15 protein-coding genes are annotated in these 17,921 nt (G+C 54.2%); 5 read left to right on the top strand and 10 right to left on the bottom strand.

Going from position 1 to position 17,921, the window contains the following annotated elements:
• Window positions 1–77 precede the first annotated feature (77 nt).
• Both R0137_RS00440 and R0137_RS00435 read right to left on the bottom strand, forming a co-directional pair.
• Complete coding sequence (locus R0137_RS00440) at window positions 78–1,268, bottom strand: MFS transporter (protein WP_407327744.1); 1,191 nt, start codon at window positions 1,266–1,268, stop codon at window positions 78–80.
• Window positions 1,269–1,481: 213 nt separating this feature from the next.
• Window positions 1,482–2,798, bottom strand: coding sequence for a spinster family MFS transporter (locus R0137_RS00435; protein ID WP_407327743.1), 1,317 nt, complete (start codon window positions 2,796–2,798; stop codon window positions 1,482–1,484).
• 130 nt (window positions 2,799–2,928) lie between these two features.
• Between R0137_RS00435 and R0137_RS00430 the strand changes: the two genes are divergently transcribed.
• Window positions 2,929–4,656: an amidohydrolase gene (locus R0137_RS00430; protein ID WP_407327742.1), complete on the top strand. Its 1,728-nt coding sequence runs from the start codon at window positions 2,929–2,931 to the stop codon at window positions 4,654–4,656.
• A gap of 10 nt (window positions 4,657–4,666) precedes the next feature.
• On the opposite strand, the gene R0137_RS00425 is transcribed toward R0137_RS00430, so the two are convergent.
• The 3 genes from R0137_RS00425 to R0137_RS00415 form a co-directional block, all read right to left on the bottom strand.
• Entirely contained in the window at window positions 4,667–5,140 is a 474-nt protein-coding gene (locus tag R0137_RS00425; RefSeq protein ID WP_407327741.1) for a DUF1348 family protein, read from the bottom strand.
• 2 nt (window positions 5,141–5,142) lie between these two features.
• Entirely contained in the window at window positions 5,143–7,368 is a 2,226-nt protein-coding gene (locus R0137_RS00420) for a S9 family peptidase (RefSeq protein WP_407327740.1), read from the bottom strand.
• A gap of 250 nt (window positions 7,369–7,618) precedes the next feature.
• Entirely contained in the window at window positions 7,619–8,263 is a 645-nt protein-coding gene (locus R0137_RS00415; RefSeq protein WP_407327739.1) for an NAD(P)H-binding protein, read from the bottom strand.
• A gap of 143 nt (window positions 8,264–8,406) precedes the next feature.
• Here R0137_RS00415 and R0137_RS00410 point away from each other — a divergent pair, with 143 nt between their 5' ends.
• On the top strand, window positions 8,407–10,587 hold the full coding sequence (locus tag R0137_RS00410; protein ID WP_407327738.1) for a PQQ-dependent dehydrogenase, methanol/ethanol family: 2,181 nt from the start codon (window positions 8,407–8,409) through the stop codon (window positions 10,585–10,587).
• 62 nt (window positions 10,588–10,649) lie between these two features.
• Here R0137_RS00410 and R0137_RS00405 read toward each other — a convergent pair whose 3' ends face one another.
• Window positions 10,650–12,203, bottom strand: a complete 1,554-nt coding sequence (locus tag R0137_RS00405) for a BCCT family transporter (RefSeq protein ID WP_407327737.1) — start codon at window positions 12,201–12,203, stop codon at window positions 10,650–10,652.
• A 174-nt stretch (window positions 12,204–12,377) separates the two neighbouring features.
• Between R0137_RS00405 and R0137_RS00400 the strand changes: the two genes are divergently transcribed.
• Window positions 12,378–12,740 (top strand): DUF3192 domain-containing protein, encoded by a 363-nt coding sequence (locus tag R0137_RS00400; protein ID WP_407327736.1) that lies wholly within the window; start codon window positions 12,378–12,380, stop codon window positions 12,738–12,740.
• 112 nt (window positions 12,741–12,852) lie between these two features.
• Entirely contained in the window at window positions 12,853–13,302 is a 450-nt protein-coding gene (locus R0137_RS00395; RefSeq protein ID WP_407327735.1) for a DUF3237 domain-containing protein, read from the top strand.
• Window positions 13,303–13,350: 48 nt separating this feature from the next.
• Here R0137_RS00395 and R0137_RS00390 read toward each other — a convergent pair whose 3' ends face one another.
• The 3 genes from R0137_RS00390 to R0137_RS00380 are packed head-to-tail and all read right to left on the bottom strand — an operon-like array spanning window position 13,351 to window position 15,058.
• A complete protein-coding gene (locus R0137_RS00390) occupies window positions 13,351–14,403 on the bottom strand; it encodes a BtrH N-terminal domain-containing protein (RefSeq protein WP_407327734.1) in 1,053 nt (350 codons plus the stop codon).
• A gap of 34 nt (window positions 14,404–14,437) precedes the next feature.
• Complete coding sequence (locus tag R0137_RS00385) at window positions 14,438–14,839, bottom strand: DoxX family protein (protein WP_407327733.1); 402 nt, start codon at window positions 14,837–14,839, stop codon at window positions 14,438–14,440.
• A 6-nt stretch (window positions 14,840–14,845) separates the two neighbouring features.
• Window positions 14,846–15,058, bottom strand: a complete 213-nt coding sequence (locus R0137_RS00380; RefSeq protein WP_407327732.1) for an RNA-binding S4 domain-containing protein — start codon at window positions 15,056–15,058, stop codon at window positions 14,846–14,848.
• Window positions 15,059–15,206: 148 nt separating this feature from the next.
• On the opposite strand from R0137_RS00380, the gene R0137_RS00375 reads away from it, so the two are divergent.
• Window positions 15,207–17,486 carry a tetratricopeptide repeat protein gene (locus R0137_RS00375; RefSeq protein ID WP_407327731.1) on the top strand — a complete coding sequence of 760 codons (2,280 nt, stop codon included), beginning with the start codon at window positions 15,207–15,209 and terminating at the stop codon, window positions 17,484–17,486.
• Between the two features lie 28 nt (window positions 17,487–17,514).
• Here the strand turns inward: R0137_RS00375 and R0137_RS00370 are convergent, their stop codons facing one another.
• Window positions 17,515–17,844 (bottom strand): hypothetical protein, encoded by a 330-nt coding sequence (locus tag R0137_RS00370; protein ID WP_407327730.1) that lies wholly within the window; start codon window positions 17,842–17,844, stop codon window positions 17,515–17,517.
• Window positions 17,845–17,921: the final 77 nt, after the last annotated feature.

The raw sequence follows: 17,921 nt of genomic DNA, 5'->3' as shown, positions 1-17,921 counted from the left end.
GTGTGGCGCTGGCACTTATCCGATTCAAGACGTAAGTCGCCAGTTTCCGAGGAGCCGCAAAACGTACCGCACACGGCTTAGGTGGCGCCGCTGCGGCCAGGTAGGACTTCGCGCTGCCTTATTAGTAGCGCGGCCAGTAGTAGAGCTAAAAGCATGCCCAAGCAAATCTGGGCTGCGGCGTTGTAGCTGCCCAAATGGTCTACCGCCAGACTGAAGGCGGCCGGTCCAATAGCGCTGGCAAACACCGAGATAGAGGCATTAAATCCGCTCACTGCGCCGAGGTGTAGAGGACCGAAAAAGCGAATGAATGCCAGATTAGATACCACGCCCCAAAGGCCACCACCCACACCAAAGCCCGCTGCGAGCACCCAGTAACCCCAGACATGCTCCAGGTTAATTAGACCGATTGCTCCGATGCTCAGTACGCATAGCATGCAGACAAGAAAAGGTTTAAGTCGGTAGCGATCGACAAAGCTACTGGCGATGAGGTTGCTTGCCGTTGAGAACACAGCGGCAGGCAGAAAATAGCCAAAGGCGACACCGGCAGATAAGCCGCTTTCCCCAAACACCGCGACCACGTGAAAGACTAGAGCAGTCCCAAACAGCGCGTGCATGCCAAGACTGAGAGAGTAAATCCAAAAAATAGGACTTCGCCTCGCTTGATCAAGGGTCTTTGACGGTGCTTCCACCGGTGCGTCATCTTGATCCGAGGGGTCGACCCCATCAGCTTGAAGGCTACAGGAGGCAGGGTTGTCACGGATAAAGACGAGTGCCATGAGTGCAAAGCCCAAACCCACAGTGAGTCCCATAAACCACAGGGCACCGCGCCAGCCAAAGCTAGTGATCAGAAAGGCGATCGCCAAAGGAGCGATGGCGAAACCAAAGGACACGAAGACGCTACGAATACCGCTGACGAGGCCTCGCCGTTTGACGAACCACAGTAGTAAGACGTTCCGAGAACAGCTGGTGAGCACTCCTTGACCAAAAAAGCGTACTCCAAAGAAAGCGAAGAGAAGTAGAGCAAAGGTGACGACCGTTGAGCCGCCAAGTAGTTGGCTCAATACATCTACCCCGCTGATCACCAACACCATTGCGCCCAAGGCCGCAGCAGAGCCCGCAATCATGATGCGTCCACCATAGAGGTCATACCAGCGCCCTGCGCGGGTGAGAAACAAGGAGGACGCGACGGTACCGACAAGATAGGCCATGGATACCTGGGTGCGGGTTAGGTCCAGCACCTCAATGAAGGTGTCGGTAAACACCGCCATGCCCATAGTTTGTCCGGGGATGCTGAACAGAAAACCAGCGGTAGAAAATAACCAAATGACCCAGCCATAAAAAATCGGCGAGCGCCGCGGGTCAAAAGGCCAATTAACAGGGATCAAAATAACAGCACGCCCAAAGGTGGCGAATTATAGACGCGCGGGTTCTACTCGAACACCTTTTATCAGTGATTTGCTATGAGCGGTTGGCCGCCCAGCTTAGCTGGGCGCGTTCTCAATATCCTGACGAATGTTTTTGGCTGCAAGCCAATAGTGAATAGCCGACCAGGTCATTACCGGCGGCAATGCATAGAGCATGGCGTAACGCAGGGACTCGGTGCCGAGGCTGTCCGAGAGTATGTCGCTCAACACACCGACAACCCAAGGGCCGCCACCTAGGCCGATGATGTTGATAATGAGAAATAAAACAGCCGATGCGGTAGCTCGCATTCTCGGACCAACTATCGCGTGGGTTGTGGCAATGGTGTTGCCAAGATAAACCTGAAACAACAAGCCGGGGATAATAGAAAGCGATAGAGCCACATACGGATTGTCGACGATATAAATGCTCACCATGAACGGCACGATTGCGAATCCGCAGATGCTGGGTAACCAGACGTACCAACGCTTGTCAGTCTTCGCTAGGCGATCTGCAAAGTAGCCGCCAAAGAACACGCCAATAGCGCCGCCCACGCCGATAATCATCGATAGCCAGGTTCCCAGCTCGCCTGTCGACATGGCGTGGGTTCTGATCATGAAAGATGCAGTCCAGTTCGCAGTCGCATAACCACAGAAGGCATTCAGGCCTGCACCTAGGGCGATATGGCGAAAGGTAGGTCGGCTCCACAGCACTCTGAGCACTTCACCGAAGGGTACGGCGTCAGTGGAACTGGGTACGCCATCGTGGAGTCCCCGGATGGGCTCCCTGAGAGTGAAGCGCAGGACGATGGCGAGTATGACACCGGGTACGCCAACCACCATAAAGGCGGTGCGCCAGCCAAAGAATTCGTTAAGCCACCCACCGGCTAAAAAGCCAAACAAAATGCCGATGCTCACGCCCATCGAGTAAAAGCCGATTGCTGTGGCTCTTCGGTCGGCTGGAAAGATATCTGAAATGATGGAATGCGATGGGGGGCTGCCTCCCGCTTCACCAATGCCGACACCGATGCGTGCCATGAGTAAGTGGAAATAGTTTTGAACGAAGCCGCTGAGAGCCGTCATGAAGCTCCAAATGAAAAGCGACCAGGACACGATGTTGCGCCGGTTCCCTCGATCGGCCCAGCGGGCAATGGGTATTCCTGCGGTGACATAAAAAATAGCGAAAGCAAAGCCGGTAAGCAGTCCCAGCTGACTATCCGAGAGACTCAGGTCAGCCTTGATGGACTCCTGGAGAATGGCCAGAAGCTGACGATCGATGAAGTTGAAGCTGTAAACAATGGTCAGCAGGCATAGCGCATACCAGCTCGCGCTCTTAGAGCGGTAAGGGTTATCCGGATGATCTTGCGCCGCGCTCGGTGTTGTTTCAGCGTCGTTCACGTGGGTACCTTGTTATCTTTATAGGCGAGTGGACTGAGGTTACACAATTTACCTTCAAGGCTCACGATGTTTTCTCAGTCTGACGATGTGGCATTATCGCTGCCTCTGCAAAAGCGAAGGGAAAGCGCTTATGAATACACGAATCATGGCTGCAGCACGAATCGCCGTTCTGTCGTCCGTAGCCGCTTACGTGGGCGTCGCTAATGTGTCGATGGCCATGGCGGCAGCAGAGATCATTGTTGTAAACGGCGACGTACGCACCGTGGATCCGGACACACCGCGAGTCGAAGCTTTTGCTATCGAGAACAAACGATTCACCGCTGTTGGAAGTAATGCAGATATACGCGCCCTTGCGGACAGCAACACCAAAATTATCGACGCGGCAGGCAGGACGGTCACCCCTGGCTTGATAGACAGCCACTCGCACATGGACGGCAACGCTCCCGTAGTCGCGGGCGTGGACTTGGCTTACGTTGTAGACAAGGAGGAGTGGCTGAGGCTAATCAAAGAGGCGGATGAACGCCTCGACGAAGGGGAGTGGCTCACGGGGGGCTACTGGGACCACACGCTATCTGATGGCGAATACCCCACGCGCCAAATGCTTGATTCGGTGGTATCTGATCGCCCTATATTTTTGTCACACATTGATGGCCACTACGGCTGGGTAAATTCGTTAGCGTTAGAGATGAACGGAGTAACAGCCGATACACCCGTGCCGGCCGGTGGTGAAATTGTTCTGGACCCAGAGTCGGGTGAACCTACAGGGATACTTCTGGAAGGAGCGATGCGCGTGGTGCGCGACCATATTCCTGCCCGTAGTGACGCGAAGCGCCGCGAGGGGCTCGCGCAAATGCAGCAGTACGCTAACAGTTTCGGTATTACCGGGCTCCATCAAATGAGAGGGCTTGATGATTATCTGCACATTGTTGAAAACGGTGACCCGACTATCCGGGTTTGGTACGGGCATTTTGGATTGAGCATGAATCCTGATACCTGGGATCAAACGCTGGATTCCGTGCTCGAAATAACCGATGACACCAACCGTCGTGTGAAGCTCAGTAATAAGGAGAGCGATACCGGGCCCCTACTGCAGGCAGGATTTGTGAAGCTGATAAACGATGGGGTGCTTTCCGCGCACACCGCTGTGCTAATGGAGGATTATCACGATCGTCCAAATTGGCGCGGAGAGTACATTACAAAGCCCCAGGATTTGGCTGAACTGGTGCGCCGCACAACAGAGAAGGGTATGCCAGTTGCTATTCACTCTATTGGTGATGCGGCGGTAAGCGCTTCGCTGGATGCCATTGAAGCGTCAAAAGATAATGCGGTGCCGGTTCCCAACCGTATCGAACATATCGAGATTCTGGATCCGGCAGACATTCCGCGATTCAAGGAGCTGGGCGTTGTTGCGTCCATGCAGCCCAACCACTGCACGAATGCCATTGGTTATGTACCTACTCGCGTGGGTGAGGCTCGAGAGAATCGCGCCTATGTTTGGCAGTCGATGCTTGATGGTGGGGCGCACCTCGTGTTTGGCGCGGACTATCCGACTTCACCCCTAAGTCCGCTCATGCAAATCAATGATGCGGTATTTAGAGAAAGCCCTTTTGGCTTCAACGAGGGCATGTCTTGGCACCCTGAAGAGTCCGTGAAGTTTGATGACGCCTTGCATGCTTATACGCAAGCGGGTGCTGATATCACTCCCTGGAAAGATGAGATTGGGTCTATCAGCGTGGGTAAGTGGGCGGACTTTGTTGTTTTGAGCGGAAAGGTGCCCGAGCCTATGAACGAAAGCTTTAGGTCATTGGTTGTGGATCACACGTACTTTGCGGGGCGTGAGGTTTACAAAAGACCCTAGGGGCAGGTGGTTACTCTTGGGCAAGCTGTCGCTCGTAGTCTTCGGCATCGAAGCTACCGATAGAATCCTGGATCAAGCCCTCGGCGTTAAAAATCCAAGATTCAAACCCGCTAAAATTGACGGCGTTGCCGGTGCCTTCGGGCCCCGTGTTTGTGCCCACAAAAGTCCAATGGTAATTCACACGCCCATCAACGATGGCATTGTTGTCATTACTTAGAACAAGGTCGGGAAACGCAGTCATAAAGTCTGCCACGACTTGCTCGACCGCAGCGCGACCTGCCGCCGGTTCACCACCATTAATAGTAAGAGCCCCGTTGCTAGCGTAGAAAGCTGCGACTTCCTTTGGCTTATCACTGTTCCACGCCGCTGTGTACGCGGCAGCAAATTTAGCAATGTCTTCCTCTTGTTTCATCAAAGTGTCGCTCCAAGTGTCAAAAGACAGCGCCCAAAAGCCTGTTAGGCTAAGCGCCTTAAGGAAGTTCATAGTTACTCCGTCATCAGGTGCTCGTCAAAGAAGCGAGCTCGCATTGTATTGAGATGCAACTCGGTACCTGCGCCTTCACTATCGACAACAGCATGGGTACGGTTTGGGTAGGCCATAAAACGAAAGGGCTTGTTGAGTCGCACAAGTTCGTTGATTAGACGCTCGCTGCTTTGATAATGCACGTTGTCATCACCTGTGCCGTGCACCAGCAACAACTCACCTTCTAGATTCTTCGCGTGAGTAATGGGCGATGCCTCCAGGTATTCGTCGGCATACTCATCCAATAGCCCAGAATAGCGTTCCTGATAAATAGCGTCGTAAAGGCGTTGATCTGTGACGGGCGCCTGAGACACGCCTGCTTTGTACTGGCCGGGATAGCGAAACAACATGTTGAGTGTCATGGAGCCACCCCCAGAATGCCCCCAGATGCCCACGCGATCCTCATCTATGTAGGGCCAGCGTTCGGTCATCGCCTTCAGCGCGTCTGATTGATCGCGGGAGGCCAGGATGCCAATGCCGCCATAGACCGACTGCCGCCAGTCTCGGCCCCGGGGAGCCCTAGCCCCACGGCTATCTACTGATGCTACGAGATAACCCTGCTGCGCCATATACAGATGCCACAGATGGCGCTTACCGCCCCAAGCATCGCGGACTGTTTGTCCCGCGACCTCGCTGTAGACATAAAAGACGATTGGGTACTGTGCGCTGTCATCAAAGCTAGGCGGCCTGATGAGGTAACCGTCCAAGGGTAGGCCGTCGCGCGCGTCTACTCGGAAAAACTCGTGTCCTCCCAGATCCAACTCGGCAATCTTTGCAGTCAGCGCGGCGTTGTCTTCAAGCATTGAGATTTCACGGTGGTCCCCTAGAGAGATCAGGCGGTATTGCGGTGGCTGCACAAAGCTTTGGTGCGTGTGCACAGCAAAGCGGCCATCCTTGGAAATGTCGTAGCTATTTGTCCCTGCAAATTCAGTAGGCGTAATTTGCTGCATCTCTCCGCTACCATCGATAGAGGCGCGAAACAGGTAACGAGCTTCCATCGCCTCTGGAGAGGCTAAGAAATAGATCCAGCCGGAGGCTTCATCCACGTGCGCAACGTCTGTGATGTCAAAGTCACCAGGCGTCAGATCGACAACACTCTGGCCGTCGCTACTGGCTTTGTAAACATGCCACCAGCCGTCTCTTTCACTAAGCCAAAGGAAGTCACCGCTGTCTTTTAGCCAGTGCACGTCGTCTACGTCAAACAGGTAGTGGGGCGCTTGCTCTAGAAACAGGGGGTCGACGTCTCCGGTATTCGCATCTGCGTAGTAGACGGTATTTTGATCCTGGCGTCGGTTTACATGCTGCACAATGAGCTTGTCTGATTCCGGTGCCCAGTCCATGCGCGGAACATACATCTGACGCGGGTCGCCCGGTAAATTAGCCCAAACGGTTTTCCCGCCCGATGCGGAAACCGCGCCCACCTTGGCCGCCGATATGGTTTCGCCAACTTTGGGATAGGGAACCTCGGTAACTTTTGGGTAGAGGTCGTCCGTGTTGTTAATAAGCGAAAAGTTACGGACGCCGGACGTGTCGAACTGCCAATAGGCGATGCTTGTGCCGTCCGGACTCCAGCGGAATCCGTCGCGAATCGAAAACTCTTCTTCGTAAGCCCAGCTCATGATCCCGTTAATGATGTGATCTCCAGCGCGTTCCGTCAGCTGTGTGATCTCCTCAGTGCCAAGATCCTCGACAAAAACGTTGGCCTCCTTTACATAGGCGACACGCTGCCCATCCGGGGAAAACTTTGCGAATTGCAGCGTGGATGGCACATAGTCACCACCTAGCTGCTTGAGTTCCTGTGTTTTCAGGTCCAGAACCCAATAGTCGCCACGACTTTTGACGCGCCAAACTTTTTTGCTGTTGGTATAGATAAGCAGTTTGCTGTGGTCAAAGGACCAGTCGTAGTCGTCGATAGTCAGGGGTGCTTCAGTACCCTTTGGCGTTAGCGCATCAATGCCGACGAGTACCCGTCGCTCGCTGCTGGCAGGATCGTAAAATACGATTTCCTTGGGGGCAGCGCTTTTGTCATTTTCGGTCTCAGCGACTACCTCACGGCTATCGTAGTCCGCTGGCGTTTCCAGCATGGTGTACCCGCTGTTATCGCTTAACCACTGAATACCACCGGGTTGTTCCGCTTTGTAGGCGTCCTCGGCGAATATATCTTCAAGAGAGAGCTGGCCGGATTGCATCGGGTTCCCCGATGTTTGTGTCGGTGACGCTTGTGACGGTGAAGAGGGATTAACGTTCGTACAGGCCACTAAAGTTGCTCCAAAGAAGGTTGCTCCAAAGAGAGTTCGGAGGGCAAAGCGCAGTGCGCGGGTATCGCGGGTTTTGATAAGGGACATAGCAAGAGAGTGTCAAAGCCAAAAAGTGATTGTGTCGCCAATCAAGCCTTGACTGCAAATGTTCCCTTAGCCTTGATGGACTGACGTCTTGCTGTTAACAAGGCCCAACGTCCGCTAGTTTGAGCAACGCGCGATTCTCGTGGCGATAGATGCCGTCTTCCTGCCGACTGCATAAGGCCAACAAGGCCGCTCCCACAGTTGTCACCTCTATCCCTGCGTAACGATCCAGAGGCCCCTTTAGGAACAGTCGCGTCAGTGGGTCTGTGCGTCGCATGATTGTTTCTATGGGTCGGCTTTCCGAGCGGTTGCCCAGCAGTAATCCGGGCTGTGCTATGTCGAGACGTCGAAACCCTATGGCTGCAAGGTCTCGTTCCACTTCACCTTTCACTCGGGCATAAAAAACGCCCGCTTTGGGATTAGAGCCCGCGGAGCTCACCAGAATAAAGTGACTTACGTTTGCGGCCTTCGCTGCTTTGGCAAAGCTGAGTACAGCGTCGTAATCTACTGCGCGAAACGCTTCCTTTGATCCTGCACTTGCGATGGTTGTTCCGAGTGCGCAAATCGCGACATCCGAGGCCGGCAAGACTGGAGCGCTAAGGAAGTCCGTAAGAACCTCGTTGGATACTTGCCCGGTGGCCCGTCGACCCACGGTGGTAACGTGGAACTGTCCTTCGTCATACGCTTTGAGTACAGCTTGGCCGACGAGTCCCGTGGCGCCTGCTAAAAGCAAATCCTTCATTACTTAATGTCCCCGTCGATTAAGCAACGGAGTGTCCCACTCCCGGTTTTTCCGGACAAGGGCGGCAGGTCTTGTGCGATGTTTTTTCGGTAGCAAACTTTGCTAACCTTGCCGCTCCCTAAGAATAAGTGCGAGTTCCAGTAATGGACCAAAAAACCATACCCGTGAATAGAGTCTTGTTGTCAGGTCTGCTGCTGTTGACGGTTGCTTGCAGCAGCGATCATCAAGAAGAACCCATCGCTCAGTCGCCAGCGACCCCTGCTGCTTCTGCGACCGCGGTCACTGGAGAACGGATTGAGGCCGCAGATGAGACGCCCGGAGAGTGGTTAACGCATGGGCGTACCTACGGTGAGCAGCGCTTTAGTCCCCTCGCATCGATTAATGACGGTAACATCGAAGACCTTGGTCTTGCCTGGTATGCAGAGCTCCCTACCGACCGGGGTATTGAAACCACGCCCCTGATGGCTGATGGCAAGTTGTTTGCCACGGCGTCCTGGGGACATGTCCTGGCCTACGATGCAAAAACCGGCGAAGAACTTTGGCACTTTGACCCTGAGGTTCCCAAGGATTACGGAGTGCGAGCCTGCTGTGACGTGGTCAACCGAGGTGCGGCACTTTGGGGTGACAACGTTTACGCCGCGAGCCTGGACGGTCGCCTCCATGCGCTGGACAGAGACACAGGTGAAGTCGTTTGGCAGGTAGATACCCGAATCAACACCACTGATGCTTATACCGTTACGGGCGCCCCACGCATCGTGAACGGCAAAGTAGTTATTGGTAACGGTGGCGCCGAGATGTCGGTGCGCGGCTATGTCACCGCCTACGATGCGGTGACTGGTGAGCAGGCGTGGCGCTTCTTCACCGTACCAGGCAACCCCGCCGACGGATTTGAAGATGAGACGCAAAAACGTATTGCAGAAACCTGGACTGGAGAGTGGTGGGAGAACGGCAAAGGGGGCGGCACCGCCTGGGACTCTTTCGCCTTTGATCCTGAGCTGAACCTTTTGTACATCGGTGTCGGGAATGGCGCGAGCTGGAATCAAAAGATTCGTAGCCCGGAGGGCGGAGACAATTTGTTTATCTCGTCGATTGTCGCGGTGGACGCCGATACCGGCGAGTACGCCTGGCATTACCAAACCACCCCCGGCGATCACTGGGACTACACTGCTACGCAGCACATGATCCTTGCCGAATTGCCCATAGAGGGGGAGGAGCGCAAAGTCCTGATGCAGGCACCCAAGAACGGATTCTTTTACGTTGTAGATCGAGCAACCGGCGAGTTGCTGTCTGCAGATAAGTACATGCCGGTAACCTGGGCAACACATGTGGATATGGAAACTGGCCGACCGGTAGAAGCACCAGGTATGCGTGATGGCTCTGCTGACACAGTGGTGTCGCCGGGTCCTTCAGGCGCTCACAACTGGCATCCTATGACCTACAGCCCTGATACGGGCTTGGTTTACATTCCAGCTAAGTCCTCCTCAGCGATCTACGCTGATAACTTCCATACTCTGGAGCGTGACGCCGTCTGGCATATCAATTTTGATCCCGGCCTCATGGTAGGTATACCCGATGAAGTACCGGCCAGTGCTCGTGCTGCCATCGGAAAGCAGGCGCTTGCTGCGGAGCTGATCGCCTGGGATCCGATCAAGGGTGAAGCAGTCTGGACAAAACCCCGGGGCTACTACTCAGGTTCCGGTTTGCTGTCTACACACGGGAATCTACTGTTTCAGGGTGATCTGGCCGGGGCTTTCAGTGCTTTTGCTGCGGACTCCGGGGATGAGCTTTGGAGCTATCCCGTTCAGGGCGGGGTGATGGCGTCTCCGATTACTTACACTATTGACGATGAACAGTACGTGGCGGTCGCCCAGGGCTGGGGTGGAGAGACCGGTCTTCCCTTTGGCTCGGTGAGTGGGCCTCAAAATATGATCAACATTAGCCGCCTTCTTGTGTTCAAGCTGGGAGCGTCCGAAGAACTACCTGAAGTACCGGTAGCGGAGCAGATACTCGAAGCTGACGGGATTGAACTGGCGAGCAGTGAATTTGTGGAGAGTGGTCGCGGTCTCTTCAACCTGTATTGTGCGGTTTGCCATGGCGGTAACGCTATAAGCGCCGGGCTCATTCCAGACTTACGCTATCGGATCAAGGATGTTGAACCTGCATGGCAGGCCATCGTTATGGAAGGTGGTTTGGCGGCCAATGGCATGCCAGCATGGAAGGAATATCTGACCGCCGATGAAGCTGACTTAATCAAAGAGTATGTGAAGCACGAGGCGGTGCTGGGCGCGAAGCGCGGCGAGCGTCGCTTGGTTCGTGCAGAGTAAGCCCAACTTATCGCGGCTCCTGCTTTTGTTAGAAAAGAGAATTGTTCCAATCTAGGATCGTTCTAATCGAGGAGCCGCGGATTCATAAGCCACTTGAGCAGTGTGATGCTGCTCGCCAATACTATCGTCACTGCTGCTATGCCCCCGAGATTGGATAGCATACGTATTCCGTCGACCCCGGCGAAACTCACCATGGTCCAAGACACCACCCCGATCATGGCGCCCCACAATATTTTGGCACTGAGCCCTGTCTTTTCCCCTGATTCTGCAGTGACACCTTTCGCGCACAACCTGCCAATCGCATCGGTATTGGAATCTGCAGCAGTTACGAAGGACACGAATGCAATGAAAACTAGCAGCGGTACCGTAAGGCCGCTGAAGGGAAACTGGCTGAAAACAGCGTAGAGCATTTTACCGGGGCCCTGTTCCTGCAGTGCGACATTGAGCGAGCCCGGATCGCTCATATCCATGTGAATCGCGGTGCCAGAAAAGACAATAATCCAGACAATTGCGAACAGGGACGGATACAGAAAGTTGATCCTGATGTACTCCCGCACCGAGTATCCTCGGCCAAGCCGTCCCAGAAACAGCGCGCTTACCGGCGCCCAGGCAAACCAAATCGCCCAGTAAAAAACGCTCCACTGTAACGGCCAATCGTCTCCGGTAATGCTCCCCGTGAAGAGGCTCATCTCCAGAAAAGTACTCGCGTAGGTAGTGATACCCTCGGCGCCGAATGACAATAGGTAGAGTGTCGGGCCTGCAACAGCCGTAAAGAGGCCCAAAAGCAGCAGTAAAAGCGCGTTTAGGGAGGACAGCTTTGCGATGCCTTTGTGCAAACCACTGGCCGCCGACCAAACGAAAGTGACCACAATGAGAACTATAGCGATACCTAGAGACAAAGGCGTTGTGCTGACATCTATCACTTCGCCGGTGCCGCCAATGAGGCTCAGCGCGCCGGTACCAAGACTGGAGGCCATCCCTGTGACCAACGCGCTCAGTGCCAGCGTGTCGATAAAGTCGGCGGCCTTACCTTCAACCCAATGACCGAAAACGGGGCGCAGTGAACTACTGATCGAGAAGGGTAGCCGCCGGTTATAGAACGCCAGGGCGAAGGTCAGTGACGGAATGGTGTAAATCGCATAGGGCGTGAAACTCCAGTGAAGAAACATCGCCGATAGTGAAAAGGCAGCCGCTTCTGTCGTGGCGGGTACGATGCCTTTGCTGACAGGAGGCGCATTGAGGTGATAGATCGGCTCAGAAGTTGTCCAGAACAGAATCCCCACGGCAAGCGTTGTACACAGGGTGATGAAAAACCAACGGGGCTTGGAAAGCAGAGGCGTGGCTCCGGATCCTCCAATCACGACGTTTCCTAGCGGCGACAGATAAGCACCCGCGGTGAGCAATACGAGATAAAAACTGCCGTAGCTAAACAACCACCCGAACTGCTCCAGAATGGTGTCATTCATGGACCGGGTTATCTTTAAAAAATGCTCCAGATCCACGATGCTGAAAGCGACTGCGAGCATGAGAATCGTAAAGGTCGGCCAAAAAACCAGAGGCCGGAGACTCAGTGATTCGTACTTCAAGCGTAGCTTGTTGATAGGGGAAGGCTCCATGTTGTGGCAACACTATACAGGGGGAAGCGACGAGCTGAGTTGTAAGTGCGGTGGATGGCCCTGTGAGCCAATTGATCTCATGAGTGAATCATCGAATCATGGTCACTCATAACAACGCCGCTCCAAAATGTGTCGGCGGCGTTCATAAACACATCCCCTAATGAGGAAATATTCGTGAAATCTTTAGTTCAAATATCTCTGGTCGTACTGCTATCTATGGCTGCCAGCGGCTGTGTTTATATTGACGGCGAGCGAGTCACCTCCGATGACTGGCGCGAAGATCAGCGTGTTAACCGCGAGATGATTAGCCAACTGGACCTTGGTGTCTCTCGCAGCTCTGTTGTGGACAAGCTGGGAACGCCGACCGATTCCGAAGCGTTTACCCGCGATGGTGCAGAAGTACGTGTACTGTTTTATCGCACTCAGCGTAAGCACTCTGACGGACAAACGACGCGAGACGAGATGACGCCGGTGGTTTTCAAGAACGACATGCTCGTAGGCTGGGGTGACAGCGCCTATCGAGACTTTCGTTCTTGAATAGATGCAATGCCAGAGCCGACGCGGTTTCTCAGATGTGATTCGCACTTCGGCTAAAAAGCCTGCTAGGGTTTAGCTTCAATAATAGCGACGTCAATAGAGGCGAAACCCTATGCAGCTGATTCACGAGTTTACGATCCGAGCAAACCTTTATGAACCTAACCCCGTTGGCGCAGGTCCTATCGGTACGCGCATGCACTACGGCATCGCCAAAGGGACCGTAGAGGGCGAGCGCCTCAACGGTGAAGTGCTCAGCGGCGGAGAGTGGGCGCTGATAGACGCGCAGGGTTGCTTGAGAGTCGATGTTCGTATGCAAGTAAAAACCCACGACGACGCTCATATTTATGTGCAGTATGTGGGTCTGCTTGGTCTGAACGAAACGGTACAGAACGCCTTAGCTAACGGACTGGGCACTGAGTTCGAAGACCAGCATTTCTACGTTAATCCACGCTTGGAAACTGGCGACGAGCGCTATGCTTGGGTTAACTCAACGTTCTTCGTTGGCGAGGGACGTTTGCGACCCAATGCGGGAGTGGAGTATCGAGTCTGGCGGCCTGCCTGAGATTCGCGTTTTCTGGGAATCGTTTGAGCGGGGGGCGATAGTTAGACCTTAACCCGCTTTTAGTACGGTATCTGCCAGGTGCCCAAACAACGAATACTCCTGCTCGTAAATGTCTTCCAGCTTTTCCTGTGCCTGCTGCCAAAGCAGATCGTCTTTTGGCGTTGCGACAATACTCTGCATGATCGGTGAAAGCGCGTTCCACTCCCGAGCTGCGCTTTCAGCCAGGGCAACCGTTGTAGCTCCCACTAGATCTGGACGCTGAATAGCCGCCCAGCGCATAAATGCGGCGTAATGATCTCGAAAAAAGCCACCGCCGGTACCAAATTTGACGATGGCATTGTCGAGGTACTGAGCATGCAATACGGGATCTTCAAGCTCTGCCCAGCGGGGGAGTTGCTTGGCAAGGGTGCGAAGGCCTTGGAGGCCTACGGAGAGCTCGCCGTCACTGTCGCCGCGCAAGTTCCCCATGAGGTCTCGCTGGCTGGTGTCGAAGTTGAGCATGCGTCCTACGGTTTTACGCAGCGCGATGCCGCAGGCATCGGGCAAACTGTGACGCACTTGCGTCGAGTGAAACTTGCCCCAGGTGTTAAAGGTAGACATTCCACCCGGTGGGTTCCGGCTTAGCCGCACGCCTTCAGTGGAGCAGGTTTGCGTTTCTTCTTCGGTTCTATCGGCGACATAGACTTCATCTTTTTCGTCGTCAAAGCCCAGCAGCACAAAGCGATGTCCGGGGAAGTGAACTTTGAATTTTCGGTAATCCAGGTAGTAGATATCGCCGGAAAGCATTGTGGGTCTGCCGGCGATCACCTCCTGGCGTACGTCTTCCCAGGCCTGATCATTGTCGGGGTTAGGCGTCTCCCGGTAGTCGATACCGAGCGCGTCGGTAACATCTGTTTCAAAGGATGATCCGCGTCCGAAACACATATAGGGCGGATCGGCGTGGGGGTAGTCGAAGTAAACCGCGTCGAGTCCCGAGCCTAAGCCAAATATGACGCCTTCATCTAACTCCAGTCCCGTGTAATGAAAAATCAGATTACGCATGGAGCCACTGCCACAGTGACCAGCGGTGAGGTTGCGGTAGTTTTCGATAAGGGCGCGCATAGTTATTACCCGATGGCCTGTTTGATTGGGCCGTTTAGTCTTTGGAGGCAGGGGTGACACCCGCCACATAGAGCAATCCTGCCACGATGGCCATGTTTTTAACAAAGTTCTGCATTTCGTGAGCTCGTTGCAGGCCTTCTTCCATGACCCAAAAGTTGTGCATGTAGATACTGATTACCAAGGTCAGGCCCGCGAGGACAAAAGCCATTAACTGGGAGCGCCAGCCTGCGACAAGACTTGCTCCACAGCCTATTTGCAAAACAATAGTGAGTATCAGGAGTGGTTGTACCAGAGGGACATTATGATCCGTCATGTACTGCACCATGTTGGCAAACCCCGTGATCTTTGTGATACCGGGCACTATGAAGTACAGACCGAGGAGGGCGCGTCCGGTCAGCAGCGACGCGCGCTGGGCTGATACAACATTGCTGTTCATAGGTGTTTAGACCAGTTGCAGCTGCAGGGTTTCGGATCGGAACTCGATGATATCGCCATTGAGCATTTTGCGCCGTCTGCGCGTTTCGATCTCTCCATTGACTGACACCTGGCCGTCACCGATGAGCAACTTGGCTTCGCCGCCTGTGGTCACAAGACCTTCGAACTTGAGGATCTTGTAGAGTTCTACGGGTTCGCGGGTGATTTCAATGATTCGCATGCTAGTCCTACAGACGGGCAGATGTGGTGGCGAGAGTGTACCCATCGTCGAAGGCGATGACACTTTTTAGTGCCGTTGCTAAAACAGTTTATCTGGTGACTGGACGGGCCTTTTGCTAACGTAGCCCTAGTAAATTCAGAGATAGCACATGAGCTTATTCAGCGAGTTACATCGCAGGAACGTCGTCCGCGTAGGCATCGCCTATGCGGTAGTTGCGTGGCTGTTGCTGCAGGTAGCCGATGTGGTGATGGAGAACATCGGCGCTCCTGAGTGGGTGATGCAGGCTTTGCTGTTTTTACTGCTCCTGGGTTTGCTGCCCGCTTTGATCTTTGCCTGGGTTTTTGAGCTGACACCTGAGGGTCTCAAACGAGAGTCCGAGATCGAAGAAGGTGTGTCAGTGGTGCATCAAACCCGGCGAAAGCTAGATACTTTAATTATTGCGACCTTGGTGGTTGCAGTGGCCTATTTGTTTTGGGATGGCCGCTTGCGCGAGCCATCGGCGGACACACCGCAAGTTGCCGTAGGTGGCGAGGCGACAGAGGGAACCAAACTCACGGGCATGGATGCCCTGCGCCAGCAAACCGAGGCTGCAGCTCAGGCTAAACAGCAAAGCCCGTCCTCCGAAGATACCTCTAAAGATACCTCCATTGCAGTCCTCCCCTTTGTGAACCTCTCCTCGGATCCCGAGCAGGAATACTTTTCTGATGGCATCTCCGAGGAGCTGCTTAACGTGCTCGCGCAAATTCCGGCGCTGCGCGTTGCGGCGCGAACATCTTCTTTTCAATTCAAAGGAGATAACCGCGACATCGGCGAGATTGCGCAGCTGCTGAAGGTGGGCCATGTACTTGAAGGCTCCGTGCGCAAGGCCGGCACAAAGCTGCGCATCACTGCCCAGCTCATTGAGGCCGAAGGTGGCTTTCATCTGTGGTCTGAAACCTACGATCGTGAGCTTGAAGATATCTTTACCATTCAGGACGAGATCTCAGCGGCGATTGCAGACGCATTGCGTGCAGAGCTTGCGCTCGACGATGTAACCACGCCGGACGCCAGCAAGACGACTGCCAACACAGCCGCCTACGAAGCGTTTTTGAAAGGCCGTGGGCTGATTAACCAGCGCGGCAACCAGTCAATTACCGCTGGCGTGGTAGAGCTGGAGCGTTCGGTTCGACTAGACCCTAACTATGCACCGGCGCGGGCGCAGTTGGCGATTGGTATTGCCCTGTTAGCGGCAACCTCTGGAACCTATGGTGACCTCAGTATTGATGAGGTTAACGAAAGAGCAGGTGAGCAGTTAGCAGCGGCGGAGGCTGTTGATGATGATTTTGCGGAGCTGTGGGCTGCGCGGGCCATCCTGGCCAGAGTTAATTTTGATGATCAGGAGTATTTAAGAAATAGCGAGTTGGCGCTTGCTATACGGCCGAACTATGCAGATCCGCTCAACTGGCGCGTTAATGCGCTTAACGGGCTTGGCATGGCGGTACAGGCGGTAGATGCGCGAGAAGAGTTACTTCGACTTGACCCTTTGAGTGTTATCGGACGACTCAATGCGGTGACGTTCATTGCCAACGGTGGGGAGCCTGAACGTGCTCTAGCCATTGCGCGGTCTATCGCCTCGCAATCGCCGTGGGCAAGCCACGTGGCACAGGCTAGGGCTTATGGGAGCGAAGGTAAAACACAGCGGCAACTTGAGCAGTTGTTGCTCGCATACTCGTTGGATTCCCGCGATCTGCTGGTAAATTACGAGATTGCCTATGCTCTAGTAAGTAGCGGCTTGCTCGATGAGGCACTGCGTATCGATCGGACTGTTCGTCCCTGGGTGTTGCTGGGCGCCGGGCGTTTTGAGGAGGCGGAACAAGCATTTCGTCAGGCGGTTGCAGCAGACCCCGAGTCCTTGGAGAACATCTCAAGTCTCGCGGCCAGTGTTTATTTTCAGGGGCGCTTCGCTGAAGCTGTCGAACTTTGGCAGCAGGCGCTGGTTACCACTAACTTTGGTGAGGCTGTGTATTCCAACGGCGGTAATGGACCTACGGCACAATTGGTCTTCGCGCTTCAGAAGTTAGGTAAGGACAATGCGGCGGCTGAGCAGTTGGCGGTCCTCGAGGCGCTTACCGCGAATATCGGTCAAGCTGGGTTTACAAACTTTCGTGGCTGGAACTTTGGTCAAGCAGCTCAGGCGGTCCTAAAAGCTGAGAGTGGAGAAGCACTGGAGGCCTTACAAACTGCCGACAGTAACGGCTTTTCTCTTCCTAGTGCTCTTGAAGATCCTATTTTTGATGCTATTCGCGACGAACCCGCGTTCGAAATTGTTCGTCAGAACGTAGCGTCCCGGGCTATGGCAAATCGCGAAAAGGTTCTCACACTGATTTGCGAGAACAACCCTGTCCCCGATCATTGGCGGCCCCTGGAGGCCACCTGCTTGGAACTTTGATTAGTTGAGTCGACTTAGACCGGTGAGATCAGTCTTCTATTTGTTCCATCGCTTCGTCACGCTCGCGATGCTTGGGCGGTCCACCTTCAGGAGCGCAGGCTAGGGCCGCGTCTTCCTTGGGCGGCGCAAAGCAGATGCCGGTCATATCACCACGGCGTCCAGTGAACGCGCAGGCTTCGCCTTCGCTTAGGTTGGCGCAAGCTTCCAGTGCTTCAGGTGGAGGGCCGCGTCTTTTTCCCTGTCCACGATTTTCACTATCGTCTTCTTGTGCGGCTACGTTTACCGAGATGCCAGCTAAAGCGATGACGCTAGTAGCGATGATTCCCAAGGCAACTCGTCGAATACTGTTTCTGCTCATAAATATCTCCTCAATGTTTAACTGTCTTGCTGACGAGATCAGTATCTCGAAACACCGCGCAGCTAAAGAGGAGTAAA

Source organism: Congregibacter brevis, from assembly GCF_045689245.1.
GTDB classification, from domain to species: domain Bacteria; phylum Pseudomonadota; class Gammaproteobacteria; order Pseudomonadales; family Halieaceae; genus Congregibacter; species Congregibacter brevis.
This window is presented reverse-complemented; position numbering and strand designations above follow the sequence as displayed.

What these genes read in the sequence shown, in the direction of transcription:
- R0137_RS00375 (WP_407327731.1), top strand. Translation starts at nt 15,207, where the DNA reads ATGAGCTTATTCAGCGAGTTACATCGCAGGAACGTCGTCCGCGTAGGC.
- R0137_RS00440 (WP_407327744.1), bottom strand. Translation starts at nt 1,268, where the DNA reads ATGGCGGTGTTTACCGACACCTTCATTGAGGTGCTGGACCTAACCCGC.
- R0137_RS00430 (WP_407327742.1), top strand. Translation starts at nt 2,929, where the DNA reads ATGAATACACGAATCATGGCTGCAGCACGAATCGCCGTTCTGTCGTCC.
- R0137_RS00405 (WP_407327737.1), bottom strand. Translation starts at nt 12,203, where the DNA reads ATGGAGCCTTCCCCTATCAACAAGCTACGCTTGAAGTACGAATCACTG.
- R0137_RS00385 (WP_407327733.1), bottom strand. Translation starts at nt 14,839, where the DNA reads ATGAACAGCAATGTTGTATCAGCCCAGCGCGCGTCGCTGCTGACCGGA.
- R0137_RS00370 (WP_407327730.1), bottom strand. Translation starts at nt 17,844, where the DNA reads ATGAGCAGAAACAGTATTCGACGAGTTGCCTTGGGAATCATCGCTACT.
- R0137_RS00420 (WP_407327740.1), bottom strand. Translation starts at nt 7,368, where the DNA reads ATGCAATCCGGCCAGCTCTCTCTTGAAGATATATTCGCCGAGGACGCC.
- R0137_RS00380 (WP_407327732.1), bottom strand. Translation starts at nt 15,058, where the DNA reads ATGCGAATCATTGAAATCACCCGCGAACCCGTAGAACTCTACAAGATC.
- R0137_RS00390 (WP_407327734.1), bottom strand. Translation starts at nt 14,403, where the DNA reads ATGCGCGCCCTTATCGAAAACTACCGCAACCTCACCGCTGGTCACTGT.
- R0137_RS00395 (WP_407327735.1), top strand. Translation starts at nt 12,853, where the DNA reads ATGCAGCTGATTCACGAGTTTACGATCCGAGCAAACCTTTATGAACCT.
- R0137_RS00415 (WP_407327739.1), bottom strand. Translation starts at nt 8,263, where the DNA reads ATGAAGGATTTGCTTTTAGCAGGCGCCACGGGACTCGTCGGCCAAGCT.
- R0137_RS00425 (WP_407327741.1), bottom strand. Translation starts at nt 5,140, where the DNA reads ATGAACTTCCTTAAGGCGCTTAGCCTAACAGGCTTTTGGGCGCTGTCT.
- R0137_RS00410 (WP_407327738.1), top strand. Translation starts at nt 8,407, where the DNA reads ATGGACCAAAAAACCATACCCGTGAATAGAGTCTTGTTGTCAGGTCTG.